Origin of the sequence: Tolypothrix sp. PCC 7712 (assembly GCF_025860405.1) — a bacterium.
Classification (GTDB): Bacteria; Cyanobacteriota; Cyanobacteriia; order Cyanobacteriales; family Nostocaceae; genus Aulosira; species Aulosira diplosiphon.
In genome coordinates this window covers 4232433-4258641 of sequence record NZ_CP063785.1, presented here as the reverse complement: position 1 = coordinate 4258641, position 26209 = coordinate 4232433, and the positions used below count along the sequence as shown (strand labels likewise).

At 42.9% G+C, this 26209-nt stretch carries 22 protein-coding genes and 1 tRNA gene; 11 read left to right on the top strand and 12 right to left on the bottom strand.

Annotation, left to right across the window (positions count from 1 at the left end):
* Positions 1–151: 151 nt before the first annotated feature.
* Complete coding sequence (locus HGR01_RS17695; protein WP_045867371.1) at positions 152–553, top strand: fasciclin domain-containing protein; 402 nt, start codon at positions 152–154, stop codon at positions 551–553.
* 189 nt (positions 554–742) lie between these two features.
* Positions 743–1072: a hypothetical protein gene (locus HGR01_RS17690; RefSeq protein WP_045867370.1), complete on the top strand. Its 330-nt coding sequence runs from the start codon at positions 743–745 to the stop codon at positions 1070–1072.
* 266 nt (positions 1073–1338) lie between these two features.
* Here the strand turns inward: HGR01_RS17690 and HGR01_RS17685 are convergent, their stop codons facing one another.
* Positions 1339–5466, bottom strand: a complete 4128-nt coding sequence (locus HGR01_RS17685; RefSeq protein ID WP_081583858.1) for a COR domain-containing protein — start codon at positions 5464–5466, stop codon at positions 1339–1341.
* Positions 5467–5629: 163 nt separating this feature from the next.
* A complete protein-coding gene (locus HGR01_RS17680; RefSeq protein ID WP_052335018.1) occupies positions 5630–6289 on the bottom strand; it encodes a leucine-rich repeat domain-containing protein in 660 nt (219 codons plus the stop codon).
* A 161-nt stretch (positions 6290–6450) separates the two neighbouring features.
* On the opposite strand from HGR01_RS17680, the gene HGR01_RS17675 reads away from it, so the two are divergent.
* The 3 genes from HGR01_RS17675 (at position 6451) to HGR01_RS17665 (ending at position 9092) form a co-directional block, all read left to right on the top strand.
* Entirely contained in the window at positions 6451–6672 is a 222-nt protein-coding gene (locus HGR01_RS17675; protein ID WP_045867369.1) for a BrnA antitoxin family protein, read from the top strand.
* Between the two features lie 378 nt (positions 6673–7050).
* On the top strand, positions 7051–7443 hold the full coding sequence (locus tag HGR01_RS17670; RefSeq protein ID WP_045867368.1) for a hypothetical protein: 393 nt from the start codon (positions 7051–7053) through the stop codon (positions 7441–7443).
* Between the two features lie 8 nt (positions 7444–7451).
* A complete protein-coding gene (locus HGR01_RS17665; RefSeq protein WP_228045570.1) occupies positions 7452–9092 on the top strand; it encodes a caspase, EACC1-associated type in 1641 nt (546 codons plus the stop codon).
* Between the two features lie 52 nt (positions 9093–9144).
* Here the strand turns inward: HGR01_RS17665 and HGR01_RS17660 are convergent, their stop codons facing one another.
* From HGR01_RS17660 to HGR01_RS17645, 4 genes are all read right to left on the bottom strand, one after another.
* Positions 9145–9273 (bottom strand): hypothetical protein, encoded by a 129-nt coding sequence (locus HGR01_RS17660; protein WP_255325122.1) that lies wholly within the window; start codon positions 9271–9273, stop codon positions 9145–9147.
* 643 nt (positions 9274–9916) lie between these two features.
* Positions 9917–11368: an NHLP bacteriocin system secretion protein gene (locus HGR01_RS17655; RefSeq protein ID WP_045867366.1), complete on the bottom strand. Its 1452-nt coding sequence runs from the start codon at positions 11366–11368 to the stop codon at positions 9917–9919.
* A 187-nt stretch (positions 11369–11555) separates the two neighbouring features.
* Complete coding sequence (locus HGR01_RS17650) at positions 11556–12653, bottom strand: cyclic nucleotide-binding domain-containing protein (protein ID WP_045867365.1); 1098 nt, start codon at positions 12651–12653, stop codon at positions 11556–11558.
* Positions 12654–12747: 94 nt separating this feature from the next.
* Positions 12748–13029 (bottom strand): CTB family bacteriocin, encoded by a 282-nt coding sequence (locus tag HGR01_RS17645; RefSeq protein ID WP_045867364.1) that lies wholly within the window; start codon positions 13027–13029, stop codon positions 12748–12750.
* 603 nt (positions 13030–13632) lie between these two features.
* On the opposite strand from HGR01_RS17645, the gene HGR01_RS17640 reads away from it, so the two are divergent.
* The 4 genes from HGR01_RS17640 to HGR01_RS17625 all read left to right on the top strand — a co-directional run bounded on the left by HGR01_RS17640 (position 13633) and on the right by HGR01_RS17625 (position 18162).
* Positions 13633–14499: an aldo/keto reductase gene (locus HGR01_RS17640; RefSeq protein ID WP_045867363.1), complete on the top strand. Its 867-nt coding sequence runs from the start codon at positions 13633–13635 to the stop codon at positions 14497–14499.
* A 162-nt stretch (positions 14500–14661) separates the two neighbouring features.
* Positions 14662–15657: a ketol-acid reductoisomerase gene (gene ilvC / locus HGR01_RS17635; protein WP_045867362.1), complete on the top strand. Its 996-nt coding sequence runs from the start codon at positions 14662–14664 to the stop codon at positions 15655–15657.
* Positions 15658–16134: 477 nt separating this feature from the next.
* Positions 16135–16914 (top strand): class I SAM-dependent methyltransferase, encoded by a 780-nt coding sequence (locus HGR01_RS17630; protein WP_045869719.1) that lies wholly within the window; start codon positions 16135–16137, stop codon positions 16912–16914.
* Between the two features lie 21 nt (positions 16915–16935).
* On the top strand, positions 16936–18162 hold the full coding sequence (locus HGR01_RS17625) for a bifunctional cobalt-precorrin-7 (C(5))-methyltransferase/cobalt-precorrin-6B (C(15))-methyltransferase (protein WP_045869720.1): 1227 nt from the start codon (positions 16936–16938) through the stop codon (positions 18160–18162).
* A gap of 271 nt (positions 18163–18433) precedes the next feature.
* On the opposite strand, the gene HGR01_RS17620 is transcribed toward HGR01_RS17625, so the two are convergent.
* The 5 genes from HGR01_RS17620 to HGR01_RS17600 all read right to left on the bottom strand — a co-directional run bounded on the left by HGR01_RS17620 (position 18434) and on the right by HGR01_RS17600 (position 19953).
* Positions 18434–18507 (bottom strand) — tRNA-Pro (locus HGR01_RS17620).
* 50 nt (positions 18508–18557) lie between these two features.
* Positions 18558–18923: a DUF1818 family protein gene (locus tag HGR01_RS17615; protein ID WP_045869721.1), complete on the bottom strand. Its 366-nt coding sequence runs from the start codon at positions 18921–18923 to the stop codon at positions 18558–18560.
* 119 nt (positions 18924–19042) lie between these two features.
* Complete coding sequence (locus tag HGR01_RS17610; protein ID WP_045869722.1) at positions 19043–19534, bottom strand: hypothetical protein; 492 nt, start codon at positions 19532–19534, stop codon at positions 19043–19045.
* A gap of 26 nt (positions 19535–19560) precedes the next feature.
* Positions 19561–19707, bottom strand: a complete 147-nt coding sequence (locus tag HGR01_RS17605; protein ID WP_155539145.1) for a histidine kinase — start codon at positions 19705–19707, stop codon at positions 19561–19563.
* A 9-nt stretch (positions 19708–19716) separates the two neighbouring features.
* On the bottom strand, positions 19717–19953 hold the full coding sequence (locus tag HGR01_RS17600) for a DNA-directed RNA polymerase subunit omega (RefSeq protein ID WP_045869723.1): 237 nt from the start codon (positions 19951–19953) through the stop codon (positions 19717–19719).
* A gap of 241 nt (positions 19954–20194) precedes the next feature.
* Between HGR01_RS17600 and HGR01_RS17595 the strand changes: the two genes are divergently transcribed.
* A complete protein-coding gene (locus tag HGR01_RS17595; RefSeq protein ID WP_045869724.1) occupies positions 20195–20623 on the top strand; it encodes a fasciclin domain-containing protein in 429 nt (142 codons plus the stop codon).
* Positions 20624–21162: 539 nt separating this feature from the next.
* Here the strand turns inward: HGR01_RS17595 and HGR01_RS17590 are convergent.
* The gene (locus tag HGR01_RS17590; protein ID WP_045869725.1) at positions 21163–25167 is read right to left on the bottom strand and encodes a hypothetical protein; all 4005 of its coding nucleotides are present in this window, start codon (positions 25165–25167) and stop codon (positions 21163–21165) included.
* Positions 25168–25548: 381 nt separating this feature from the next.
* On the opposite strand from HGR01_RS17590, the gene HGR01_RS17585 reads away from it, so the two are divergent.
* Positions 25549–26136, top strand: a complete 588-nt coding sequence (locus HGR01_RS17585; protein ID WP_045869726.1) for a Crp/Fnr family transcriptional regulator — start codon at positions 25549–25551, stop codon at positions 26134–26136.
* The last annotated feature ends 73 nt before the right edge of the window (positions 26137–26209 follow it).

Below are 26209 nucleotides of genomic sequence, written 5' to 3'. Positions count from 1 at the left end.
TCTATGCTGATCATCAAGAGATACCTAACAAGAATACACTCGCGTGTAAGTGTTATATAATTGCACCTAATTTTTTACTCAGCTTGTGTAATAAAACTTAAAAATGGTTTACTATCCTTTATGATGACATACACAAATATAGGATAAATAAATGGCTGATATTGTAGATATTGCCGTTAGCAATGACGCGTTTAAAACCTTAGTAACTGCTGTACAAGCTGCTGGTTTAGTAGAGACATTAAAAAGTCCTGGGCCGTTTACTGTGTTTGCTCCTACTGATGATGCTTTTGCTAAGTTACCAGCAGGAACTATTCAAACTCTAGTGCAAAATATTCCTCAGTTAACAAGGATTTTAAAATTTCATGTAGTGCCTGGAAAGCTGATGCAGGCTGACTTAGCAAAACTTGGAACAGTTACTTCTGTGGAAGGTTCACCGATTAAAATTGATTGTTCTGACGGATTTGAAGTGAAAAACGCCACAGTTTTAGCAGCCGATATCGAAGCTGATAATGGTGTAATTCACGTCATTGATACAGTAATTTTGATGGGATGATTTGGTGATGGTGGGGATTACCCACCATCAAAATAATTCATGATTTGATTAACATTTTTAAATACTGTAATTAATTTAAATTATGTTACACAATTGATTCCTTCACTCTCATATCATGCTAAGGTTAGTTCAATTATTTTGAAATATATTAAATTTGTTAGTATAAGCGAACATTATCCCAACAACTTGATGCTCGATTTCCACACCTTAGCTGAGTTCTCTCGCGCCAACTGCGTCAGTATTTGTGCGTTTCTTGTCCCTGCAAACCTATTAGCTACAATCTTGACAATTATCTTGACGGTAATTCATCGCCCATCACATCAAGTATGGCAATCGGCGGGAATTGCTAGCATTTTTGCTTTAATCATGGTATGGCACGTATATACTTGGTTTGAAGTTGGTGTAGTGATGCTGCCAACTTATATCTTGTTATGTCTGGCGATGACTTGTTTATTCATTAACTTAGCCACGATTCTTTGGCAAAGACACTGGGTGAAAAGGCTGAAGTTCCAAGGATGAAGTCTGAAAAGTAAATCTTCAGTAGTTTCGCCCTCACCCCCAGCCCCTCTCCCACGGGGAGAAGGGAGCCAGAGATTTAGTTCCCCTTCTCCTGCGGGAGAAGGGGTTAGGGGATGAGGGCGCGAGGTATTTGTACAACGCCCGCCCTATATCGCTTTTAGCTTAATTTGACACCAATGGGCAATGCCGTGCCCCTACGCGTGTAATTAATTTACGTGAAATACTTTGTATGTAGAGTTTCTTTTTTATCTTTTAGCCTTTACACTTCATACTTCTTTAGCCAAAATAATTCCATCCTTGGCGCGCATATAAAGCACTGGTGTTGCAAAGTCAGGTTTATCTAAGCCGACTTCCATTGAAATAGCGTTGCGGGTGGTTTGTATCGCTGCATCTACAGGCCAGCCTAGAGCAAGAGTGCGATAAAATTCATCAGCAAACAACTTGGCTGTAGTGTCGAGGATTTCGTATTGCATAGCAACTACAGCAGGGATGCCTCGGCGTACTAGGTTGGGTGCGATACCTGCAAATGCTTGATTGGAAGATACAGCCGCACCTTGACAGGAATTTAGTACAGCTAAACCTAAGCTGCGGTTACCTAAGAAGAAGTTGGCAAAACCCTCATCATCTAATAATTTATATTTGCCATCGGTATCTACTAAGGCAATACAGCCTTTGTTGTTCTCAAATTTACCATGACCAATGAAATGGAAAACATTGTAAGGCTTTTCGCGTAGCTTTTGAGAGATATTACTTCTGGTTGCTTGATGTAGCACATCTAACTCAATTGTGCCTGCATCTATGTGCTTTGCCAGTGCATCACGGATGAGGCGTTCTTCTCCAGCAACATCTAATGGCGGTAAGTTACTTGGGCTGGAGATGACTAGCAGCACTTTAAGCGGTTGACTTGCGGCTTTGAGTTCGCGCTTTTGTAGGGGAACGTCAACATAACGCGAAAGTACAGTTTGAGTATTGTTTGCCAGGAAAGTGTTAGTAGCCTCATCATAGAGAAATTCCCAAGGGAGGGCGGCTAATTCGGGAGATTCAAATACTAGGCGTAAGCGTACCTCGTAATTATTCGCCTGTGCGCCTGCGATTGTCGCTTGTAATCTTCCGTGAATCTTAGTGGGGAATAGTGCTTGGTAGAGTTCGCCGCCTAATGCTTTGAGCAAATCGCTATCTGTTTGACGGGACTCCAGCAGTTTTAATGACAGCTTAATTTTATTCATTTCTAATCGCAATTCGCCCCACTCGTCACCTTGTTCTGAGGAAGCGCGAATTTTGCGGTCTGCTGTTACTAATATTTGAAAATCATGATAATTAATCATCGCTTGATTTTGTAATGATTCAACTTTTGCTTTAGATAGTTCTTTTTGTAGTGGTGCAACTTGGGGATTAAATTGATGTTCTGCTTCCACAGGTGGCAAATTAACATCATCAATTAACCTGCGGACATCGACCATTTCATAGCTGTTTTCGCACTCAATTTGATAGCGACCAGCTTTTAAGCGCTTATACAAATTTTCTAATGGATAGGAATGAGGTGTTGGGCTTCCTTCACACTGGTTGCAATTACAAGGAACAAGAGTATCATACTGCAAACGCTCAAAAGATTGATGGATTTTATCTAATTCATGAGTAACAACAGCTAGCAATTCTTTTTTACGATTTCCTACTACACGGATTTTAATTTCTCTTTGGTGATAATTTTCAATCACTTCTGCGCGAGTTTGGTCTTTGTTGAGGACAACACCGCTTCGCCAAACGATTTTTTGTTTTTCAATCCAAGGGTGTGTTTCTACAATAAAGCGGGTAATAATACCCTTGGGCATAAACTTGTATTCATAGCGCAAAATTAGGTTATTAGTTTCGTCCCAACTATATTCAGGTTGGTCAATATCGAGTAGTTGCGGGGCAATATAATTGTTGGGACTATTAGGAATTGGGTAGCAAAGTTTGAACCGCATCATTAATTGCAGCAGTTCATCTTGCATATCAGCATATTGCCTATCTTGCCAAATATCTTGAAGATTTTCCTGGGTGAAACGTCCCAGATTTTGCTTAACGTTTTTATTGTCTAACACTTTGTAGACAGCAGTAGTTGCCCATTCTGGTTTGAGGATGACATAGTGTTTCAGTGTAGAATCGTCTTGAAAGTGTAGGCAAACACCGAGGTCGTGCAGATAGCGACTCAGATCCAGCTGATATTTATCGTCAGTTAAATTATTATCTCGGCAAAGGTTTTTGTATTCGTAAAAGCTAATGTAGTTGCCGGAGTCATTTTCTAAAGCAGAACGGACTTTTACCCAGAGTTTTGGCAGATGTGTGCCGACATGGGGAAGTCTGCTGATATAGTTTTGAATAGCTTGTTTAATCTCTAGTAAACCGCGATTAGTGGCTAAGTTGCTGGACAGAGCTTCTTTTAAATTAGTGAATTCTCCACGCAATTGGCGCTCATTAACTTCGCATTGACGGTCTTGTTTTTCATTTTTTATGATGATAACTGGGCTATTTTCACTTAAGAGTTCAACGACTTTCAGCCACCAGTAAAAGTCTGTGTTTTCTTTGCGAGTATCAGCAACTAAAGCATAGAGAGAACGTTTGGTGAGGAAAAACTGATGGGTTTGATGGTAGATTTCTTGACCGCCAAAGTCCCAAATATTAACACGAAAGTCTTTACCATTAGGCTGTATGAAGTCCCACCGGATTACCTCAATGCCTTCAGTTGATTTTTCATCCTGCTGGAGTTCGTAACTTTCATTTTTTATTTTCTTAGCTAAAGAAGTTTTACCTGCTCCTCCTTCGCCAATAATCAAGAATTTTGCTTCGTAGAGGTCTTCACTTTCTTGTTCTAGTTGTTGTTTATAAAAGTTAAGAATTGCTCTTAATCCATTTTCTCGGATTTCTGGCGGAAGTGTTATTAATTCGTTGTCTTCGAGTTCTAGGGTTTGCAGATTGACTAGTTGTCCAATTTCCGGTGGCAGACTGCTGAATTGATTACTTCTCAGGTAGAGCGATTGCAAGTTGACCAGTTGTCCAATTTCCAGTGGCAGACTGCTGAGTTGATTGCTGCTTAGGTAGAGCGATCGCAAGTTGACCAGTTGTCCAATTTCCGGTGGTAGACTGCTGAGTTGATTGCTGCCCAGGTAGAGCGATTGCAAGTTGAGCAGTTGTCCAATTTCCGGTGGTAGACTGCTGAGTTGATTGCTGCCCAGGGAGAGCGATTGCAAGTTGACTAGTTGTCCAATTTCCGGTGGTAGACTGCTGAGTTGATTATTGCCCAGGTAGAGCGATTGCAAGTTGACTAGTTGTCCAATTTCCGGTGGTAGACTGCTGAGTTGATTATTGCCCAGGTAGAGCGATCGCAATTTGACTAGTTGTCCAATTTCACTTGGCAGACTGCTGAGTTGATTATTGCCCAGGGAAAGCGATCGCAATTTGACTAGTTGTCCAATTTCACTTGGCAGACTGCTGAGTTGATTATTGCCCAGTTCGAGCAAATCTAAGTTGAGCAGTTGTCCAATTTCCAGTGGCAGACTGCTGAGTTGATTAATGTTGAGGTCGAGCGTTTGCAAGTTGAGCAGTTGTCCAATTTCCGGTAGTAGACTGCTGAATTGATTACTGCCCAGGTAGAGCGATTGCAAGTTGACTAGTTGTCCAATTTCACTTGGCAGACTGCTGAGTTGATTAATGCTCAAGTCGAGCAAGTCTAAGTTGAGCAGTTGTCCAATTTCCGGTGGTAGACTGCTGAGTTGATTATTGCCCAGGTAGAGCGATTGCAAGTTGACTAGTTGTCCAATTTCACTTGGCAGACTGCTGAGTTGATTATTGCCCAGGTAGAGCGATTGCAAGTTGACTAGTTGTCCAATTTCCGGTGGTAGACTGCTGAGTTGATTATTGCCCAGGTAGAGCGATTGCAAGTTGACTAGTTGTCCAATTTCACTTGGCAGACTGCTGAGTTGATTATTGCCCAGGTAGAGCGATTGCAAGTTGACTAGTTGTCCAATTTCACTTGGCAGACTGCTAAGTTGATGACTGCCCAGGTAGAGCGATTGCAAGTTGACTAGTTGTCCAATTTCCGGTGGTAGACTGCTAAGTTGATGACTGCCCAGGTAGAGCGATTGCAAGTTTACCCGTTGTCTAATTTCCCTAAGCAGACTGGTTAAGCGATTATCAATAATTTGACGTTCTTCACGTTGATTGAGCAATCCAATTTCTACAGGTAAAGCACTTAGGTTGTCCCCAATTCTGTAGTTGCCGAGAATTAACTTTTTTAGTTGAGTCAGCTTGCCAATTTCAGGCGGTAAGACCGTCAAATTGTTACCAGAGAGGTCAAGTTCTGTTACGCCTTCTATTGAGGCTTGTTTAATTACCTGTAGCAGTTTTGCCTCGGTCATGAGCCAAATTGCTGAACTATTAGCCAAATAATATCAAATTATTCTAAATTACTGCAATTATTCTGTAAATAATGTCACAGCATTGCTCGTACCTATTTTAATATTTCGATGGTGCGTTGGGCTGAACGACAACACACCCTACTTTGTGTTTTCCCAAATTTACTTACTTTGACCGAAAATAAAAATCGAGGATTTCATTTACATCACCTGGATCTTCTGATAAATTGTCGCTCCCTAAAATCTCAGGTGGAATGGGGACTGGATTTCTCCGCAGATCTAGCTTGATCAGATTTGCTAAGTTCCTGATTTCCTCAGGCAGAGTGCTTAGTTGATTATTGCTGAGTTTGAGGGATTGCAAGTTGAGCAGTTGTCCAAATTCCGCAGGCAGAGTGCTTAGTTGATTATTGCTGAGGTCAAGCCATCGCAAGTTGAGCAGTTTTCCGAATTCCGCAGGCAGACTGCTCAGTTGATTACTGTCGAGGCCGAGGGATTGCAAGTTGAGCAGTTGTCCAAATTCCGCTGGTAGATTGCTCAGTTGATTATCCCTGAGGTTGAGATATTCCAAGTTGAGCAGTTGACCAAATTCACTTGGTAGACTGCTCAGTTGATTATTGCTGAGGTTGAGAGTTTGCAAGTTGAGCAGTTGTCCAAATTGCACTGGCAGACTGCTCAGTTGATTATTGCTGAGGCCGAGCGATCGCAAGTTGACCAGCTTACCAATTTCAGGCGGTAAAGCCGTTAAATTTTTACGTGAAAGGTCTAATTTTGTTACACCTTCTATTACAGCTTTTTCAATTACCTGTAGCAGTTCTTTCTCGGTCATTAGCGAAATCGCTGAACTATTAGCCAAATAGTAGCAAAATATTCTAAATTACGGCAATTTTTATGTAAAAAATAGCACAGCATTTTTTGTCCGTGTCAAGTTAATGCTTAACCTTTCTCTATTTTCGTTTATAGCCTTCGTTAAGAAGTGCGTTAGAGTCCATGTTAGATGACGACATTGATTATTCAGATATTCCGCCATTAACTGATGAATTTTTTGAAAAAGCAACATTGCGAATTCCGGCGGCTCAAGCTAAAAATTTGATTCAATTAGACCCAGATGTAATAGCTTGGTTTCAAGCTCAAGGCTCAGAATATAAAACTCTCATCAACGCTGTTTTGCGTCGTCACATTGAAAGTAGCGCCGATCAAAAATCCGCATAATACCTGAGTGTATTTCTTCATTGGTAATGCGTTAGCGGAGCTTAACGAAGTTATCGCTTTTAATCTTTGACGGTGCGTTGCGCTGCGCGACAACTGAAATTTTTGCTGGTGCGGTGTAGATTGGGGAAAGGGAAAAGGGCAAAGGGGAAGGGTTCTAAACCTTTACCCTTTTCCCCTTAGCCTTTCCCCCGCCTGTCAAAAAAACTTTGGCAGACTACTAGGGGACTGACACAGCTAATATGTTTCCACGCCACTACTTGCTGCCGATTTACGGAATTATCAACCTGAGTCTTGATGTATTTACAGTAAACTGGGCTTAATTCTCAGTAAAAATACATTATCTTAAATCTTGGTATTCAAAATCACCAAATACTCACTATGGCAGACATATCAGATATTAAGCTGACAATTACCTTTATTGACCCGGATTTAGACGAAGAGGAAAAAGACCAAGAAGTCGAAAGGCTTCTGAGTCAAATGAAAGAACTTGATGAGGTAGAAGAAGTTAACCGAGAAGCTAAAATCGATGCGCCAGTGGGAAGTAAATCAATCACAGGCTATGTTGTAGGTAAATTGGTTGCTTTAGTGAAATCGGAAAGCGTCAAGCAAGTTTGGGGTTTTCTCACTGACCGTTTAGGTAACAAACCTATTGAAATAGAACTAGAATTGACCAAAGAAAGCGGTGAAAGCAAGAAAGTTAAAGTCAAAGCCAGCAGCCGTCAAGAGTTAGAAGCAGCAGTAAATGCTATACAAGAAATTACAAAGGTGTAGATAGGTAGATGGCAAAGCTAGCATTGCTGATTGGAATTAGTGAGTACCAACCAGGGTTAAATGCTTTACCTGGCGCTGTGCAAGATGTGAAAGCAATGCAGCGAGTCTTACAGCACTCAGAAATGGGTGATTTTGCCGATGCTGATATTACAGTGTTGGAAAATCCCCAACGCCAGGTAATGGAAGAAGCTATTGAAACTTTGTTTTCTGGTCGTGAAAAGGATGATTTAGTATTACTGTATTTCTCTGGACACGGGATTAAAGATGAAGCTGGCAGATTATATTTAGCAACTAGCCAAACCCGTAAAAACCACAAAAGCGGACTCATTCAAACTACCGCCACTGCTGCCAGCCTCATACATGGGATGATGGAAAATAGCCGTTCTCGGCGACAGGTAATTATTCTTGACTGTTGCTTTAGCGGTGCTTTTGCTGAAGGAATGAAGGCGAAAGACGATAATACTGTAGATATTAAAAACCAACTGGGAGGAGAAGGACGGGTGGTACTTACTTCTTCCACGGCTACTCAATATTCTTTTGAACAAGAAGGAGCAGACTTATCGGTTTACACCCGCTACATTGTAGAAGGAATTGAGAAAGGTGCAGCTGACACCGATAACGATGGCATGATTTCTGTAGATGAACTGCATGAATATGCGCGAAAAAAGGTGCAGGAAGCAGCGCCGGCAATGAAGCCAGAAATTTATGCTGTAAAAGAGGGTTTTAAAATAAAGTTAGCGAAAGCTCCCATAGGCGATCCGCAATTGGAGTACCGTAAGGAAGTAGGGCGATGTGTAAGAGATGGTAAGATTTCGCTTATAGGTCGCCGCATTCTCAAGCGTAGGCAAAATGAATTGGGTTTGTCAGTTGAGGTAGCAGATCAAATTGAAAATGAAGTTTTAGAACCTTACCGCAAGTATCAAGAAAATCTACAGGAATACGCAGAAGCGCTAATTGAGGCGGTTGAGGATGAAGGTACGCTGAGTCAGTATACAAGGCAAGAGTTGAAGCGGCTACAGCAACTTTTGCAACTCAGAGATGAGGATATTGAACAAATTGAGACAAGAGTTATCGCACCCCCAACGCCTCAGATTCAGAAAAGCGGGGAGGAAAAAACGGCAAAAAACATTACCTTGGAACCGCCAACAACCGAAGATGACCTCAGTTCAGAAAAAGGCGTAGACTATACCAAACTACGCGACTTGCTAGCCGCAGGGAAATGGAAGGAAGCCGATATAGAAACCTGTAGGGTGATGCTTCAGGCTATAGAAAGAACAGAAAAGGGCACGTTTACCCAAGACGCACTCTTAAATTTCCCTGGCGCTGACTTACGCACAATTGACAGTTTGTGGGTGAAATACAGTGATGGTCACTTTGGCTTCAGTGTACAGAAGGAAATTTACTTTAGTGTTGGCGGTAAGTTAGATGGCCAAAATTATAGAGAAGCCTGGGAAAAGCTTAAAATTCTTGTTGGATGGAAGAAAGAAGTATTTACTTCCAAATATATAGATCCTACTTTTAATACCTCATCTCCCAGGGGACACCTCCCCATAATTAATTATGGTAGCCATCTGCAATTTGTGCGTCAGAGTCTCTTCTCTCGCATGGAGGTGGTGTGTGCGTCAAGACTTGTAAAGTCTAACATTTAAGGCTTTCAGAGATTTATAAAGATTTTTTACAAGCCCCTTATGCACGGTAGAATCAACCTTCTCGAATTCCGATACCTGGCACTGTGGGCTGATAGCAGTTTGCCTGAATAAATATTTCTGCTACCTCATGCACCTCAGTATCTTCAGTTACTTTTTGCTTATACCAAGGTAAAGTCGCCAAGATTAATTACCTGGTAGGGGCACGGCATCGATAAGATATTTGTGTAACCGAAAGTCTGTGGATGCCGTGCCCCTACGATAGATGTGGTTTAAATATGCGAAAACTGTTGTCAAGTGCGATCGCTCTTAACTCTACATGAAAATGCGTAGATGTAGCCTACTTTTGGCATTGCTAACAAACTTTAGTCCTCAACCTTACAACATTAAGAACAAAACCTTGACCATTAAGAACTAAACCTTGACCATTAAGAACTAAACCTTGACCATTAAGAACTAAACCTTGACCATTAAGAACTAAACCTTGACCATTAAGAACTAAACCTTGACCATTAAGAACTAAACCTCGACCATTAAGGCTTAATGTTGAAGCGATCGCCTATGTAGGCAGTGTTATTTTAATACAGCAGATTGCAAGTTGTTGAGTACAGATAATTGTAAGGGCATGGCAGTGCCCAGTGGTGTCAACTTAACTTGAAACCCGCTCTTGTGCAAGGTTTCGCCCTCACCCCCAGCCCCTCTCCCACCAGGAGAGGGGAGCAAGAGATTTAGTTCCCCTTCTCCTGCGGGAGAAGGGGTTAGGGGATGAGGGCGATTCGACTTTTGAATACAGACGCGATGAATCGCGTCTCTACAAGGGTTGAATTTTAATTTAAGCCTGTCCAAGTTTTGAGAATGGGGAGAACAAAGGTAATTGGGGCACGATTTTCTACTGTAATCCGCACAGAACTGGTAGTTCCAGGGGTGATTTTTTGATCTGGCCCTTTGGATGATGACCAACGATAACCGCTAGAAGTTGAAGAATCTTGCTCCATTTCTGTAAATACAGCCAGTTGTGGCCCTTGGGAGATAATGCTAGTGACAATATCTGGATTGCCGATTAAACTAGCTGCACCTTGTTGGGTGATGGGGAATGCAGAGACGTTGGTAACTTTTCCTTGAATCCCACCTACTTCTTCGCGTTTGACTGTGGAAGGTGTGATTTGCAAAGGCATTCCTGGTTTAATTTTCTTACCTTCACTCACAGGTAAAAAGGCAACGTTAACTAACTTAGCATTTGATTCTTGGGCAGCAATTGTACCAATTCCGGCACCTGCTTCTAATAGTTGTCCGGGTTTAGCGGTAACTTCTAAAACTGTGCCGCTAAAGTCACTAACAATTTGAGTGCTGTGTTGTAACTGTAATTCTAATTGAGCAATTAGGCGTTGAGTTTCTTGAATTTCCTTTCTACGGTTGGTATTGGTATTAATATCTTGTTCTTTTTGGCTAGCTTGACGGCTATCTAAGGCTTTGATTTGCGCTTGCAATTCGTTGGCTTGATTGAGATTATTAAGATAGTCCCGTTGGGCGCTGGCTTCTTTCTCATCTAGTTGATTTAACTGCGATTCTGCCTCATTAATTTGGGCTTGGGCGTTAATATATTCTTGACGGGCTTGTAGTACTGTATCTTGAGGCACAGCCCCTTCTCTGAACAGTCCTTGACGGTCTTCCCAGCGTTTTTTCAGTGTGGGTTGTAGTTCCCGTAAGGTGTCTAAGCGTTGTTTAAGAGTTTGGCGATCGCGTTTAATTACTTCTAAGCCTTTTTCCCGCAATACTGGGGTTAAGGATTGTACTGTTTGCAAACTCTGCTGTAAGGCTTCTCGTTGGCGCTGGTTGGCATTTTGTTCTAAGCCAAAACGTTCTTGTTGGGCATTATTTGCGGTTTGGTCTTGCGATCGCAGTTGTGCTAGTTTCTCGTAAGATAGCTGCAATTGTTTGCGTAATTCTGTTTGATCAATTGTGGCGAGAACTTGACCTTTTTTAACTTTATCTCCCACTTGCACATTTAAAGATTGAATCCGTCCAGAGTTCGCAGCTTGGACTGTGACAACTTTACTGGGATAAACTAATACACCACGACCTGTAACAATAATGGGGATGCGTCCGAGTATACTCCAAGCAAGACCCGCCGCCACCAAAGAACCCAGCGCGACCAAAGAAAACCAGCGTTTAGGGTTAGTAACCTGAATTAGTTGGTCTAATTGTTCGGGAGAAGCTACCTTTTCTAAAGCTTCTTTGCGGAACATATTATTTTTCTGTGTTTCTTGCTGGGGAACCATTTTATTTATCCTTTGATGATGGGGGGATTGGGGATTGGGGATTGGGGATTGGGGACTGGGGATTGGGGATTGGGAAGCAAGGGGAGAAATTCTTTTACCAATGACAAATGACAAATGACTAATGACTAATGACTAATGACAAATAACAGCCCTTGCCAGTTATATTGAATTACGCCGACCTACTAAATTACTCAATTCCAATGCGTTTGAGCATCCATTCAAATCTTGCGCCGGCTAGGGCTACCTGTCCTAGAGAATTGGTAGAGAGTTCATTGCTGTAAGATTCTTCTAGAGATTGACCGCTACTGTAGGTTACTCGCCCATATCCGAGGCGTTGTGCGATCGCTTGTTGTTTGTCGGCTAATAAAATTGCCAAAACTCGGTAAAATCGAGATGCGAAGCCGACATCATGCAATAATTTTGCAGATAACCGCCAGCGAGGAATAGTTAATACCCGTGAATCCTCTAATGTCTTCACTGTTACTGCTGATGGTTGCACTTCGATAAACGGAGTCTCACCTAGGATATCACCGCGCCATAAGCGCCCAAATTCCTTTTCAAATACTTGATTTTCACTATCTTCTAAATTAGAAAAAGCTTGTGATAAGGGGTTATACTCTGTTTCTGCGGCATTTAAAGTCACAGACCCATCTAGTAAAATATATAACGCTTCTATAGGTCTACCACTACGAATTAATACGTAATTAGCGGGAAATTGTTCGACTTTTCCGGCTGTAATTAACCAATCCAAATCGCGATCGTGTAACTCTGCAAACACAATCAACGCTTCTCTGAGTTGCGGTTGGCTTAAAACTACTGTGCTATTTCCCAGTTGATTAATCATTTGCTCTAGGCGATTTGCCAAAAGCACCGCACTTGCACGGTAAAGATGCGCTGCAAAACTCAAGTCTTGCTCTAGTTTGGAGAGGAGGCGAGTTCTGGGAATCGTCAACACTAAAGATTTGCTGGTAGCGCTAACGGTAGTAGCTGGTAAGTAGGTTTCCACAAAGGGAATTTCCCCTACCATCTCCCCATTAGATAACCGCGCAATTTCCCGCCCTGATAAAGTTCCGCCTTCCAAAGCTGCAAAAGCGCGACCCAAAGGATTTTTATCAGCTTGTGCTAGAGTAACTAGCAATGCACCATCTAGCAGAATATGCAGCGCTTCTAGAGGTTGACCTTGCTGAATCAGAACGGTTCCAGGCTCTAATTCCACTTGCTTACCAGCCGTCAACATCCAATCTATATCTTCATTACTAAGTTCTTTAAGTAACACCTCTGTCATTGAATATTCTCCACACTCCAGGGATTCCAGGGCAATTAGACTTTTAAATGTGATTAATTAATAAAGGGGAGACAAATTTGTCTCCCTCATAGCGTTATCTTCTACCAAAGAGTTTGGAAAACCCTTGGAGAAAGCTCATGGCATCACCAACGGAGCCAAAGCCCAAACCAATCAATTGAAATGCAGAAGAAGATATAGAAGAAGATTGATAAATGGAATTACCCCCACGCCGACGGGAACCGCGACGAGCAGAGAAGACATTTCTTTGCTCAAAAGTCGCGCCTGATATAAAAATATCAATCCCACCCGACACTTCGTCGAGTTCTTCGTCTGTTAATTCAATAGGAGCGTTATTTATATCTTGTTCATTAGACATTGTTTTTTCCTCTGCATCGCTGCTGTAATTACATATCTCTGAAGAGTGAGAACTTATGCAGAAGTTGAGGGGAAGGGGGAAAAGGGGAAAAGGGGAAAAGGGGAAAAGGGGAAGGGGGGGAAATTATTATTACCAATTACCCATTACCAATTACCCATTACCCATTACTTATGCCCAATGCCCAATGCCCCATGCCCTATACCCACTCTTTAACAGAATGGGATGAACTTAATTTTTATTTTTGACTCAGAACTTAGCACTCTTGTACAGACGCGATTAATCGCGTCTGTTGCAACTCAACATTCGGCACTTATTGCTCACTACTTAGAAGTTTACATCAGTCTTGTGATAGAGCTTATGTAATATCACTCGCGCTTAACAAGACTAAAGATGAATTGTCAAAACCGCTGTGAATCGCTACTAAATAGTTTAAGTAGGCGCGATTAAGGTGAAATATATAAATTTTTGTATAGGAAAAGCGGCAAGCATCGGGCTAAAGGTTCTTCCTTTCCCCCTTTTCCCCTTCCCCTTTCCCCCTTTTCCCATTCCCCTTTACCCTCATCGCCCCCCTACTTCACAGCACTGCAAACAAGAGTAAGAAGCATGGAAACTAAACAGCTAGGAAAAACGGGTATTTCCGTGAGTGCGATCGGCTTGGGTGGTATGCCAATGTCGATATCGAATCGCCCTGCTGAATCTGAATCAATCGCAGTTATCCATCGCGCTTTGGATTTGGGTATCACATTCATTGATACGGCTGACTCTTACTGCTTAGATGAGGCAGATAAGCACCACAACGAAAGACTGATTAACAAAGCACTCAGCAGTTATAACGGCGATGTTAGCCAAGTGGTTGTCGCCACCAAGGGCGGTTTGATGCGTCCTAATGGTAACTGGATACGCAACGGGAACCCTAAACATTTACGGGAAACTATTCGTGAAAGTTTTCAGGCTTTAGGTGGTGATAAACCAATAGATCTGTGGCAATATCACGCCCCCGATCCCAAGTACACAATTGCAGAATCCCTCGCACCAGTTAAGGAAGCGGTAGCAGCTGGTTTAATTCGGTTTGTGGGAGTTTCTAATTTTTCTGTCGAACAAATTCAGCAAGCCCGGGATTTAGTTGATGTTGTCTCCGTGCAAAATCAATATAATCCTTGGGAACGACAACCCGAACGTGATGGTGTGCTGGAGTATTGCGAACAGGAAGGATTAACCTTTTTACCTTGGAGTCCCTTTGGTGGTAGTCGTCGCCATCAAAACTTGCAAGATATTCCTGCGATCGCCAAATTAGCTCAAGCTAAAGGTGTATCAGTTTATTGTATTGTCCTAGCCTGGCTGCGTGCCAAATCCCCCGCAATCCTACCCATCCCCGGCGCTAGCAAAATTGCCAGCATAGAAGATTCGGTAAGCGCTATCAATGTCAAACTATCCGCAGAAGAAGTCCAAAAAATTGACCAAGAAACGTAATTATGGGCATAGGGCATTGGGCATTGGTAATTGGTAATTGGTAATAATAATTTCCCTTTTCCCCCTTCCCCTTTCCCCTTTTCCCCCTTCCCAATATGTACCTAATTTGAGGTAAAATCAAAAGCCTGCCAATTAATGATGCTTGCTGACAGGAGATGCGCTATGGCCCGGATGTACTATGACGAAGATGCCAATTTAGACCTTTTGGCGGGGAAAACCATTGCAATTATTGGTTACGGTTCCCAAGGTCATGCTCACGCCCTTAATTTGAAAGATAGTGGTTTAGACGTAATTGTAGGGCTATATCCGGGCAGTAAATCAGCTGCCAAGGCGGAAGCGGCTGGATTAACAGTCAAAAATGTCGCGGATGCTGCGAATGCTGCTGACTTTATCATGATTTTGTTGCCTGATGAAGTGCAGAAGTCAGTTTACAAAAACGAAATTGAGCCAAATTTAGAAGAAGGTAACGTCATCGCTTTTGCTCACGGTTTTAATATTCACTTTGGGCAAGTTGTACCACCTGCAAATGTAGATGTGGTTATGGTTGCACCTAAAGGGCCAGGACATTTAGTCCGTCGGACTTATGAACAAGGACAAGGCGTACCAGCTCTGTTTGCTGTTTATCAAGATGCTAGTGGTCGGGCACGCGATCGCGCTTTAGCATACGCTAGAGGTATTGGTGGTACTCGTGCGGGTGTTTTAGAAACAACTTTCCGTGAAGAAACCGAAACTGATTTGTTCGGCGAACAAGCAGTATTGTGCGGTGGCTTGAGTGCTTTAATCAAAGCCGGATTTGAAACTTTAGTAGAAGCTGGTTATCAGCCAGAATTAGCTTATTTTGAATGTCTGCACGAAGTCAAACTCATTGTTGACTTAGTTGTAGAAGGTGGTTTAGCCAAAATGCGCGACAGTATTTCTAATACTGCGGAATATGGCGATTACACCCGTGGCCCTCGGGTTGTAAATGACCAAACCAAGGCTGAAATGCGGAAGATTCTCAGCGAAATTCAATCCGGTCAATTTGCGCGGGAATTTGTGTTAGAAAATCAATCTGGCAAACCAGGCTTTACCGCTATGCGTCGTCAAGAAGCCGAACACCGCATTGAAGAAGTGGGTAAAGATTTACGTGCCATGTTTAGCTGGCTGAAAAAAGTGTAATTCCCTCAATCATCAACCGAATAGGTCAACAAGAGAGCAGGGGGCAAGGGGGAAGACTGGGACGGGGCTTGAACCCATGTGCATTGGTGTCAACTTAAGCTAAAAGCTATATAGGGCAGGCGTTGTACAAATACCTCGCGCCCTCATCCCCTAACCCCTTCTCCCTCAGGGAGAAGGGGAATTGAATCTCTTGCTCCCCTCTCCTGGTGGGAGAGGGGCTGGGGGTGAGGGCGAAACCTTGCAACCAAGAGGGTTTCACGTTAAGTTGACACCAATGACCCATGTGCCGCTTCGCACTCGCGTTGGGAGAAACAGCTTGCGCCCCCTGCTCTCCTACCCTTCGGGAACGACTTCGTCGAACGGATTCGCCAGTCACTCATGGGGGAAACCCCCAAGACCGCGCTGGCTCACCTGCTCCTTTTCCCCCTGCCTCTTCCGCTCACAGCATCACGTGCATCACCACTGACAATCTGCTGTATGACGAATATTTCCGTACCCAATCATGATTGGAATACTGCCCTTTACCAAGATAAACACGCCTTTGTCTGGCAGTATGGCGAAGACTTGTTAAAATTACTCAATCCTCAATCTGGGGAAGCAATTTTGGATCTCGGCTGTGGTACAGGACAATTAACAGCAAAAATTGCCCAAGCTGGGGCTAAAGTATGGGGAATTGATAATGCACCTGAGATGATTGAGAAGGCTAGAAACAACTATCCTCATCTGCACTTTGATATTGCTGATGCGACAAACTTTCAAGTTGAACAGCCTTTAGATGCGGTGTTTTCTAACGCGGTTTTACATTGGGTAAAACAAGCAGATTTAGCGATCGCTTCCATATATCAAGCCCTCAAACCAGGGGGACGGTTTGTGGCAGAATTTGGCGGTAAGGGGAATGTACAGGCAATTGTCTCAGCTTTGAATAGCGCCATCACAGCGATGGCAATTCCCGAACCACAAACCAGGAATCCTTGGTATTATCCCAGTATTGCTGAGTATGCTACTCTCTTAGAAAAGCAAGGGTTTGAGGTAATTTATGCTAACTTATATCCTCGCCCAACTATGTTAGCCGACAAAGAAGCAGGTCTAGCCAACTGGATTAAAATGTTTGCTAGTACTTTCTTTGTGGGAATGTCTGCTGCACAACAGGCACAAGTAATTCAGCAAGTAGAAGATACTTTGCGTCCGACACTATATCAACAAGGAAATTGGACAGCAGACTACCGCAGAATTCGGATTGTAGCTATTAAAGTCTAAATTATCTATTTATTAGCGAAAATGGTAGGTAAATGGCTGGCGATTGTTGGTATTGGTGAAGATGGATTACCAGGATTAAGTGCGATCGCCCGTTCCCTAGTGGATCGAGCTGAAATAATAGTAGGAGGCGATCGCCATTTAGCAATGCTTCCTAGCAACGATCAACGCCAGAAAATTACCTGGGCTTCCCCCATTAGCAACTCAGTAGCCGAAATTATCCAACATCGCGGCCAAGTTGTATGTGTCCTCGCTAGCGGCGATCCCATGTGTTACGGGATTGGTGTTACCTTAACAAAACAAATTCCTCTCTCCGAAATCACGATTATTCCCGCACCTTCAGCTTTCAGCCTCGCCTGTGGCAGATTAGGATGGTCATTAACAGAAGTAGAAACCATCAGTTTGTGCGGTCGTCCACCTGCGCTGATTCAGTCTTATATTTATTCTGGGGCGCGGCTACTAATTTTGAGTGCAGGTAAAGACACACCCGGGATTGTGGCAAAAATTTTGACACAACGGGGCTATGGTGACAGTAAAATTACGGTCTTAGAAAGGATGGGTGGTACACAAGAACGAATTGTAGAAAGTACCGCAGCATCTTGGAATGAAACAGACATCGCCGCTTTAAATGCGATCGCAGTTGATTGTGTTGCTGATTCTGGGGTTCTATCTTTGCCCAGAATCCCAGGATTACCAGATAACGCTTATCATCACGATGGACAATTAACTAAACATGAAGTCAGGGCGATTACCCTAGCTACCCTAGCGCCAATACCAGGAGAACTGCTGTGGGATGTAGGCGCTGGTTGTGGTTCAATTTCTATAGAATGGATGCGGACTCATCCGCGATGTCGAGCGATCGCTATTGAACAAAACTCAACTAGACTGCAATACATTGCTGATAATGCAGCCGCTTTAGGAGTCCCAAGTCTGCAAATTATCGCTGGAAAAGCACCAAATTCACTGCAAGATTTACCTCAACCTGATGCTATTTTTATCGGTGGTGGTGTAACAGCAGATAATTTATTTGATATTTGTTGGTCAGTACTCAAACCAGGTGGTAGATTAGTGGCAAATGTCGTCACTATTGAAGGCGAACAAACTTTATTTAAATGGTATGAAAAAGTGGGTGGCAACTTCACCCGCATTGCCATACAACGTGCCGAACCAATTGGTAAATTTTTAGGCTGGCGAGGAATGGCACCTGTTACTCAATGGATAGCAATAAAATCTCCTGCTATAAATCAATAATTTACAGCACTTTTGAAGTCTGTGAAGTACATCATGAGTTATGAGTTATGAGTTATGAGTTATGAGTTATGAATAATGAGTAGGAAATTTACTTATTACTCACTACTTATTACTCACTACTTTTTTCAATTAGTTGCTGTACCTCATAAACATCGAATTTGCTGTATATTCTTTCTGTGTTGGTACGGAATTGGTATGGAGTGAGTTAACCCTTGCTATGAAAAAAGCCGCTAATCTTCTTCAAAGACTAGCGGATTAGGGATTTTATCAATCGGAGCGGCGGGATTCGAACCCACGACCTCCACTACCCCAAAGTGGCGCGCTACCAAGCTGCGCTACGCCCCGGTCAGAATTACTATATTAGCAAGAAGCTTCAGGATAATCAAGGGTAAAATTCAAAAAACTTTGAGCATCCCAGCAGCTTGCAATAGACCAGGAACAGCCGAATTATCCCAGCTACCTTCTACACAGCGTCCTGTATTCAGGATGAAGCGCAGACTGTAGGCGTGAGGATAGCCTTCAACCTCCAACCATAATAAATCGCTTTCGGCTTCACAAGCAATTTTTTCTTCATCCATCAATTCTGCTGCCATGTACTTCATGGTGTCGGCTAGCTGGGCGAAAAGACGGCAGAAATCGTTTAACTCGGCTTCGGTTAACTCAATCGCCCAATCATCTGTACCTACTAGGCCTTTATATTCAGGTGCATGAGGATTCCAGCCAATACGCCAACCAGATCCGCTTTTGATGACTCGTTCCATCAGGGAATTTTGGATTTTGGATTTTGGATTTTGGATTGTAGAATGAACTACCTACAGCAACCGTCAGGTAAGGCGTGAGATAAATTGCTGTTTTAGGTAAATTAATTCACAATCCAAAATTATGGCGTATTTGGTGAATTAGTACTAAATATGTTGGTCAATACTTGTACTAAGGCATTGCGCTGGCTGCGGGTAAGCTTAGAAATAGCTTTGCGATCGCCTTCTATAGGATTTTCTCGCAACACATCAAAACCGGGATATGTCACATCATACATAGTTTCATTGGCATTGAGATAATCAGCCAAAGTCAGCTTCCAATCTAGGCGGTAATTGGGGGTGCGTTCTTTGACGTAAATGTGATAACGAATTAAGCGCCCTGCTAAAGTATTATTTTCCGCAACTTTCCCTGTTTCTTTACTGATATACTGATTTTCTTTGGGAAAATCGGGTAACTGTTGATAGACTACCTGCCATACTTCACTAGGGCTGATTCGCTGTGCGATCGCAGGTTGGACACCGATAATATTTGTATATTTTGCATTATCTACCCCCGAACCCAATAAAATTAAACCCACGACCATAAAAGCTATTGGCAGTGTCCAGTACTTCATATTGAATATTGAATTAAGCTGCAAAATTATAATTTGGAAAAGGGGCATGGGGCATGGGGCATAGGGCATAGGGCATAGGGCATAGGGCATAGGGCATAGGGCATGGGGCATTGGAAAAGCTTTTTATCCCTTTCCCCTTCCCCAGTCCCCAGTCCCCAGTCCCCAATCCCCATTCCCCATCCCTATATTTCCCCAATAATCTCTGGCTGAGTCAGTTCATCGGACATTTCAATAATTGCCCGGAGTACTGGTTTCATCATTGCATCTTCTGCATTTTCAAAGTCTTCATAACGGCGGCGCTTGGCACGGTTTGCCACCTGAACTGTAATGCGGTACCGATTTGAGGCTGCACTAATCAAATCCTCAGCACGGTGCATAATCTGAGACTGGGTTGTCTCGAACTTGGAACGCTTAAGCATAGTCAGTGGTTTTTGGGGTGATCTGAAGTCTGAAGGTGGAAGTATGAAGTATGAAATGCAACTTTTTCATCCTTTACCCTTGATCCTTCATCCTTTGTATGTCATTCCCCAGTTTAGCAGTACTGATTAATCTGCTGTAGGGTATGCAATTGTTGGTAACCTCTCTCTTGATAGAGGTTGAGAGCGCTTGGTCATTTTATAAGTAGGTTATAAAACTAAGTTAAGAAAGTAACTAAACCTCATGGCGGATCTTTTAGAAGCTGCGATTAATGCAGGAAATTTCAAAACTTTGGTAAAGGCTGTTGACGCTGTGGGACTTACAGATGTTCTCAAAAGTCCTGGTTCTTTGACGATTTTTGCACCTACTGACGATGCCTTTGCTAAACTGCCTGAGGGAACTTTAGACGCGCTGCTGCAAGATATCCCTAAGCTCAAGAAAATTGTGACTTATCATGTTGCTTCTGGGGATGTTAGATCTGATGATTTGGTACAAATTGAGGAAGCAGAAACTTTTGAGGGTTCAATTTTAGCAATTGAGTCAGATCATGGTGCAATTAAAGTCAATGATGCCCATGTTCTGCAAACTGATATTCTGGCTGACAATGGCGTGATTCATGTGATTGATGCGGTGTTAATTCCCGCAATGGTTGCAGGTGGGACGAGTTCGTAACTGCAAACCAAAAAAGCGATCGCACTTTTCACCAACCACATTGTATGGGCACAGCACCGATAATCTATCGATTTTAGCGAAAATCTGTGGATGCTGGGCACGGCACCGATAATCTATCGATTTCGCCGAAAATCTGTGGATGCTGGGCACGGCACCAATAATCTATCGATTTCACCGAAAATCTGTGGATGCTGGGCACGGCACCAATAATCTATCGATTTCACCGAAAATCTGTGGATGCTGGGCACGGCACCGATAATCTATCGATTTCACCGAAAATCTGTGGATGCTGGGCACGGCACCGATAATCTATCGATTTCGCCGAAAATCTGTGGATGCTGGGCACGGCACCAATAATCTATCGATTTCACCGTAAGTCTGTGGATGCCGTGCCCCTACTGATAATATATTGATGTGATTTTCCCATCAACACCGAAAAAGCGATCGCACTCCTTGAAAAATATCATAGGCGCTCTACTCTCTTAATTACGAATTACGTAGCGCTTTGCGCTTCCCGCAGGGTATTACGAATTAATTCCTTATTCCCAGTCATGAAATTCATCATTGGTATTTCGCAATAAAGAACTAATTTGAGCGCGGCGAGTTTCAAAGTTAGCCGCAATGGAAATTAGCACAATTCCCACGAATAAGCCGACAACCCATTTTAAAAATGGATAACGTAAGCTGAAAATTACTAATTGGTAAATACTAGTAATTAAAAACCCGGCTGTACCAACGTAGAGAAAGGCGCGTATCCTTAAACCTAAGCCCGCGAAAATTGTAATTAGGCTGAAGATTCCTGGTATTAAGGCGGTATCTTGATTAAAGATAATTGCCCAACCACAAATTAATCCACTTCCTAACATTCTTAAACTGTGGCGCGCGTCTTTATATTCTGTTCGCTGGAATAGAGGATCTATTTGAGCAATATATAGTATTGATAATCCAATGATTGTGACATACCACAAAGGATCATTTAAATGTAAGTCAGCAAACCAGCGAAATAATGCCCAATCTATCAACACTACGCTGATATATGTAAACCTTATGTTATTGCCAACTACGGCTAGGAAAACATAAAATCCAGCTGTAATAACTAAAGTAATTGGGTAAACATTTAAGTAGGTTTCCGCTAAAATTACCAAAGGTATAATGTACGCCGCCCGTTGCCAAGGTCGTTTTGACCATCCCCAATTCTCCCAGGGTAATATATAGAGGAAGTAGGCAATTACGCAAGCGATCGCACCTTTCCACGGTACTAAAGGCCCTGCTAATAATTGTCCAATTGCGGTTTCACGCCAATAAATTCTGATGGCGGCTACTTCTAATAATCCCAGGTAAACCCACATCTCGGCTATGGTAATGTCACCCAGAATCTGGCGTGTAGCAGACATTTGCCGTCCTTCAAAAATGGCATACTGAATCAAAACAATGCCTGTGCCTAATCCTACCAGGCGATTAACAACGATGGGCGCACCAATGGCCGCAATTAATAAACAACTACTCCAAGCCCAGTGCAGATGAGCAATACTTTTAATTTGTGGGCGCGTCAGGTGTAAGTAATCTCCTAACCAAGGCGATAAAATATGATATGCGTACATGATACTAGTACCCAGCATCGCCATCGCAATTAAGCCATCGCCATAACCGCCGCCTTTCGCCTGTGACATTTGATAAAACAGCAGTTCATAGGCGGAAATTGAAACACCAATAATTCCCAAATACAGCAGGGGTTTGAAGCTTTCGCTGCGTCGCCCGACACCAATCACAATTAAAGCCACACCGAGAGAACACAAGCCTGTCCAATCTTCAAAAGTATCTAAGCGTAAAAGTACACTTAAAGCAGCGTACATCAAGGGCAGAAGATGCAGACTAACTTTGAGATTCTCTCCTTGATAGCGTCGTCGCCACCATTCCCCTAACAATTGGGTGATTAAACCTAAAGCGATATTGGCGATCGCCATATTAACAGTCGAACGTCCCCAAAAACCGAGTAATTCGGCAATCAACAATTCCACACACCAACCAATCCCATAAAATCCCCAGTTTGTCGGTTCCCGCCAACTGCGATAGGTAATAGCTCCTAAGGTGATGGTAATAGCTGCTAAATAGAAAACTCCAGGGGTATTAATTCGTTGATAAACAGTCAGGGAATGTACGGTAAGTAAAAACAATTCTAAAACAGAAAATGCGATCGCCCATTTATCCCCAGCATCAGCATACATGGTTGCTAAGGGCTGATTTTGGCGAAGTAAAACAGTCCGCCCTAACCATAAACTTAAAATTGCGATCGCACCGACAAAAAACCAACCTGCAAGGCTAAGATGTGGTAATCCTGGTATACCTTCCCACAGCAGCACACCGATAAAACTCAGCCCAAAGCCGATATTTATCCCGGCGGAGATTTCATATTGCAAATAGCGGGTATTCGCCAACATCAACACCGCCGCCACAGCCAAACCAACTAAGCGCGTTCCCGGTAGTTGTAAAGTCAGTAACTGAGCAATTCCTAAACTCAAGATACTCAAACCACTATTAATTCTGCGGCGTGTTCCACTGGTGCGGCTAGCAATTCCTGTGAGAGTTAAAGGTGTAACTAGCCAAAGAACTCCCCAATGGTGATAACTTTGAACTACACCCAACCAAGATGATTCTGCATTTGCCCAAAATAAAACGAAACTGACAAAGGCTAGAACTAATCCAATATGCCATGCACTCTGTCGCCAGCGCCCATCACCGAGACTCAATCCCCACTCTGCTACCATCACAACTAATAAAATAGTTGCCCAAACTTCCCTACCCAAACTTGGTAACAGCCAATCAATGATTGAGCAAAATGTAAATACTCCCATGACATGAGTCATGTAAATCAAGGGAGAAAAAGCCCTGATTTCTGAGTCTCGCTGTAAACGTTGCTTGGTAACAAAACCCAGCGTCATCGTCGAGAATAGCAAATTCAGCGATCGCAATACCGGATTAAATAAAGTCAGCGCTGTTAAACCAGTTCCCAAAATCAGCGTCAGCGCATCTCCAAATTGCGCCAATTCCTGCTTTTGGCGACGATAAAAACCTTCCGTCAGCGCCACCATCAACAGCAGGTAGGGAAAGTAAACCACTCCCAGCAACGCCCAAGGTTCATTTTGAGAATTAGTCAGTTGCGTACCAAATGCGATCACTGATTGTTGTATACTCGACGGTAATAATCGCCAACCCAGCCAAATCGTCTGTAAGCCAATAACAAAAACTGCCGCTAAGTCACCCTGTAAGCTATATCTCTGCAATCTGCTACCGACAAACTGCAAACCCAAGCCACTCACAGCTATTGCTTGCCAAGGATAATTAACCACCGCCACCAACCAGCCCAGTAATAGTAGCACGCTGCCGAGTTGTTGCCAGATGAGGTGGGATTGGGGATTGGGGAACTCGGGGCCCCCTCTGGGGATAAGGGGTAATGGGGATTGGGGATTGGTGATTGGGGAATTACCTATTTCTCCTTGTCCCCCTGCCTCCTGCCTCCTGCCTCCTGCCTCTCTCATAGCTAGCCAAGTCATTAACCAGCCGCAAATACCAATGGCTAAACCGAGTTTGGTGACATCTACCTGGACAATAAAAATTGCCCGCATTAATAGCATTAATAGGGCATAAACAATGACAGCAGCAGGTAAATTAATACCGAAGCTGATGCGGCTACTGCTTTCAGTTGGTGGAGTTTCTGAGGATTGAGGCTGTCGGTGAAGATTGTAATAAACAGTAATAATAGTTGTTCCTACCATCGCCGCATACACAGCAACTAAAGGAAAGCCGGGGATTTTCCAGCCCCAATGTAGGAACGATAACCCAAGAATATTGAGCAGTAATAATTTATCAGTGCGTAAATTAGTAAAAAATAGCCGATTATTGCAAAGTAAAACCGTAATGACTGTTAACGTAGGTGCTGCGATCGCAACTGTAATCCAGTCCAAAGGATTGTGCCACAATTTGAAGCTGTCCATTGCCCAAAAATTCACCGGCACTAATAACAGCGTCACCAGCAGCAATGTTTGTGCAGTCAATCTCAGGTTATTTTGCTTCGCCGCCCAAAAGCTGAAACCCCAAAAGCTTAAGGTATAAGCGAATAAAACCCCATACTGTCCAGAAGCGGGAAACTTCTCCCACTGGCTGGCTGCGAGTACCCCAGAGGATACCACCACCAAAAACACCCCTAAAAACAGCAGCCAGCGTACACTCAATTCTTCCCCTAAGGACTGTAACATTGTGGTTACAAAGTTAGGTTTAGCTGACTTCGGTTCTGGTTGTGTGCGACTGCTAGATTTTACAGATGCAGTCTGTAACATATCTACAGGTAACTGTTGCACCGGATCGGAAATTGTTACAGCCGCTTGCGGTTGCAACACCACCGGACAAACCAAATTCTCTTCGCAAATCTGCCTCACTTTGGCATGAGATATCAAACCCAAGCGCAACCATATATCTAGCCCTTCTAGTAGCTGAGGATGGGAAGATGGCAGCCTGACTTCAAATTTAATCGGGCGATCGGGTAACATAAGTCGCAGCCGTATCAGTATATACTTAAATATTCGATAGATGAAAGTATAATTATGCGCTAACTGTGACACTTATTCAGCCGACATAATCTTATACCATCAAAAGGGCATAGGGGATAGGGCATGGGGCATAGTAAAGAGTTATCTGTCCCACCGCCTAAAATAGCTTGGATCTCACCCTACACACCCACAGTTCGGAGTTTCCCGGCGATTTACTGTGAAGTTAAGTGTATTTTCCAATTTAAAAAGTAGGTTGGATCTAGTTCTTCAACCTTTCAATTGCAGCAAAAAAATCTAGATGAGTGTAATACCTCTAGTCGCAAAGAACCTGATATATGTATACTACAGTTAATCTATCGAATAACAGTAATATATTTACTAATGGCTCTCTCACAAATTGTTACTACTCAACCAAGTAAAAACACTAAGCAGATTTTTACTCGCAGGTCATTTTTACCAGAACATCCAGGGGTTTTGTGGAAAATTGAAACAGGCTTTGTTCGCACGTTTACCTATTTAGAAGATGGTACTACAGTTGCTTTAGGATTGTGGGGGCCAGGGGATATAGTAGGGAAAAGTTTATCTAAGTTAGACCCCTATCAAATGGAGTGTCTCACTAAAGTAGAAGCAAAAATTTTACTGTTAGAAGAATGGCACCAACCTACAGATATTTTATTAGCTCACATTCAACAAGCGGAAGAGTTGATGGTGATTCGTAGCTATAAAAAAGTAGATACGATGCTGATTAAATTATTAGCATGGTTATCTAAAAGATTCGGCTCGGAAGTTGACAAGGGACGTTTAATTGATATGCGTCTTACTCACGAAGACCTTGCAGAAATATTAGGTTCAACGCGTGTCACCATCACACGCGTTTTAGGGCAATTTGAGCAAGAAGGATTAATTAATCGCCTGTCTTTACATCGTATCATATTAAAGCAAGAAGACATTTGGTATTATGAAATTTAGGTATTTGGTAATGGGTAATGGATAATTGGTCATAGGAATATTTCATCTTGTCCCCCAATCCCCATTACCCCTT

Excerpts from the sequence above, each read along its gene's own strand:
- HGR01_RS17675 (WP_045867369.1), top strand. The coding sequence starts at position 6,451 with ATGTTAGATGACGACATTGATTATTCAGATATTCCGCCATTAACTGAT.
- HGR01_RS17650 (WP_045867365.1), bottom strand. The coding sequence starts at position 12,653 with ATGACAGAGGTGTTACTTAAAGAACTTAGTAATGAAGATATAGATTGG.
- HGR01_RS17680 (WP_052335018.1), bottom strand. The coding sequence starts at position 6,289 with ATGACCGAGAAAGAACTGCTACAGGTAATTGAAAAAGCTGTAATAGAA.
- HGR01_RS17590 (WP_045869725.1), bottom strand. The coding sequence starts at position 25,167 with ATGTTACCCGATCGCCCGATTAAATTTGAAGTCAGGCTGCCATCTTCC.
- HGR01_RS17610 (WP_045869722.1), bottom strand. The coding sequence starts at position 19,534 with ATGAAGTACTGGACACTGCCAATAGCTTTTATGGTCGTGGGTTTAATT.
- HGR01_RS17625 (WP_045869720.1), top strand. The coding sequence starts at position 16,936 with ATGGTAGGTAAATGGCTGGCGATTGTTGGTATTGGTGAAGATGGATTA.
- HGR01_RS17665 (WP_228045570.1), top strand. The coding sequence starts at position 7,452 with ATGGCAAAGCTAGCATTGCTGATTGGAATTAGTGAGTACCAACCAGGG.
- HGR01_RS17655 (WP_045867366.1), bottom strand. The coding sequence starts at position 11,368 with ATGGTTCCCCAGCAAGAAACACAGAAAAATAATATGTTCCGCAAAGAA.
- HGR01_RS17685 (WP_081583858.1), bottom strand. The coding sequence starts at position 5,466 with ATGACCGAGGCAAAACTGCTACAGGTAATTAAACAAGCCTCAATAGAA.
- HGR01_RS17645 (WP_045867364.1), bottom strand. The coding sequence starts at position 13,029 with ATGTCTAATGAACAAGATATAAATAACGCTCCTATTGAATTAACAGAC.
- HGR01_RS17630 (WP_045869719.1), top strand. The coding sequence starts at position 16,135 with ATGACGAATATTTCCGTACCCAATCATGATTGGAATACTGCCCTTTAC.
- ilvC (WP_045867362.1), top strand. The coding sequence starts at position 14,662 with ATGGCCCGGATGTACTATGACGAAGATGCCAATTTAGACCTTTTGGCG.
- HGR01_RS17640 (WP_045867363.1), top strand. The coding sequence starts at position 13,633 with ATGGAAACTAAACAGCTAGGAAAAACGGGTATTTCCGTGAGTGCGATC.
- HGR01_RS17605 (WP_155539145.1), bottom strand. The coding sequence starts at position 19,707 with ATGGGGATTGGGGACTGGGGACTGGGGACTGGGGAAGGGGAAAGGGAT.
- HGR01_RS17600 (WP_045869723.1), bottom strand. The coding sequence starts at position 19,953 with ATGCTTAAGCGTTCCAAGTTCGAGACAACCCAGTCTCAGATTATGCAC.
- HGR01_RS17615 (WP_045869721.1), bottom strand. The coding sequence starts at position 18,923 with ATGGAACGAGTCATCAAAAGCGGATCTGGTTGGCGTATTGGCTGGAAT.
- HGR01_RS17690 (WP_045867370.1), top strand. The coding sequence starts at position 743 with ATGCTCGATTTCCACACCTTAGCTGAGTTCTCTCGCGCCAACTGCGTC.
- HGR01_RS17595 (WP_045869724.1), top strand. The coding sequence starts at position 20,195 with ATGGCGGATCTTTTAGAAGCTGCGATTAATGCAGGAAATTTCAAAACT.
- HGR01_RS17585 (WP_045869726.1), top strand. The coding sequence starts at position 25,549 with ATGGCTCTCTCACAAATTGTTACTACTCAACCAAGTAAAAACACTAAG.
- HGR01_RS17670 (WP_045867368.1), top strand. The coding sequence starts at position 7,051 with ATGGCAGACATATCAGATATTAAGCTGACAATTACCTTTATTGACCCG.
- HGR01_RS17695 (WP_045867371.1), top strand. The coding sequence starts at position 152 with ATGGCTGATATTGTAGATATTGCCGTTAGCAATGACGCGTTTAAAACC.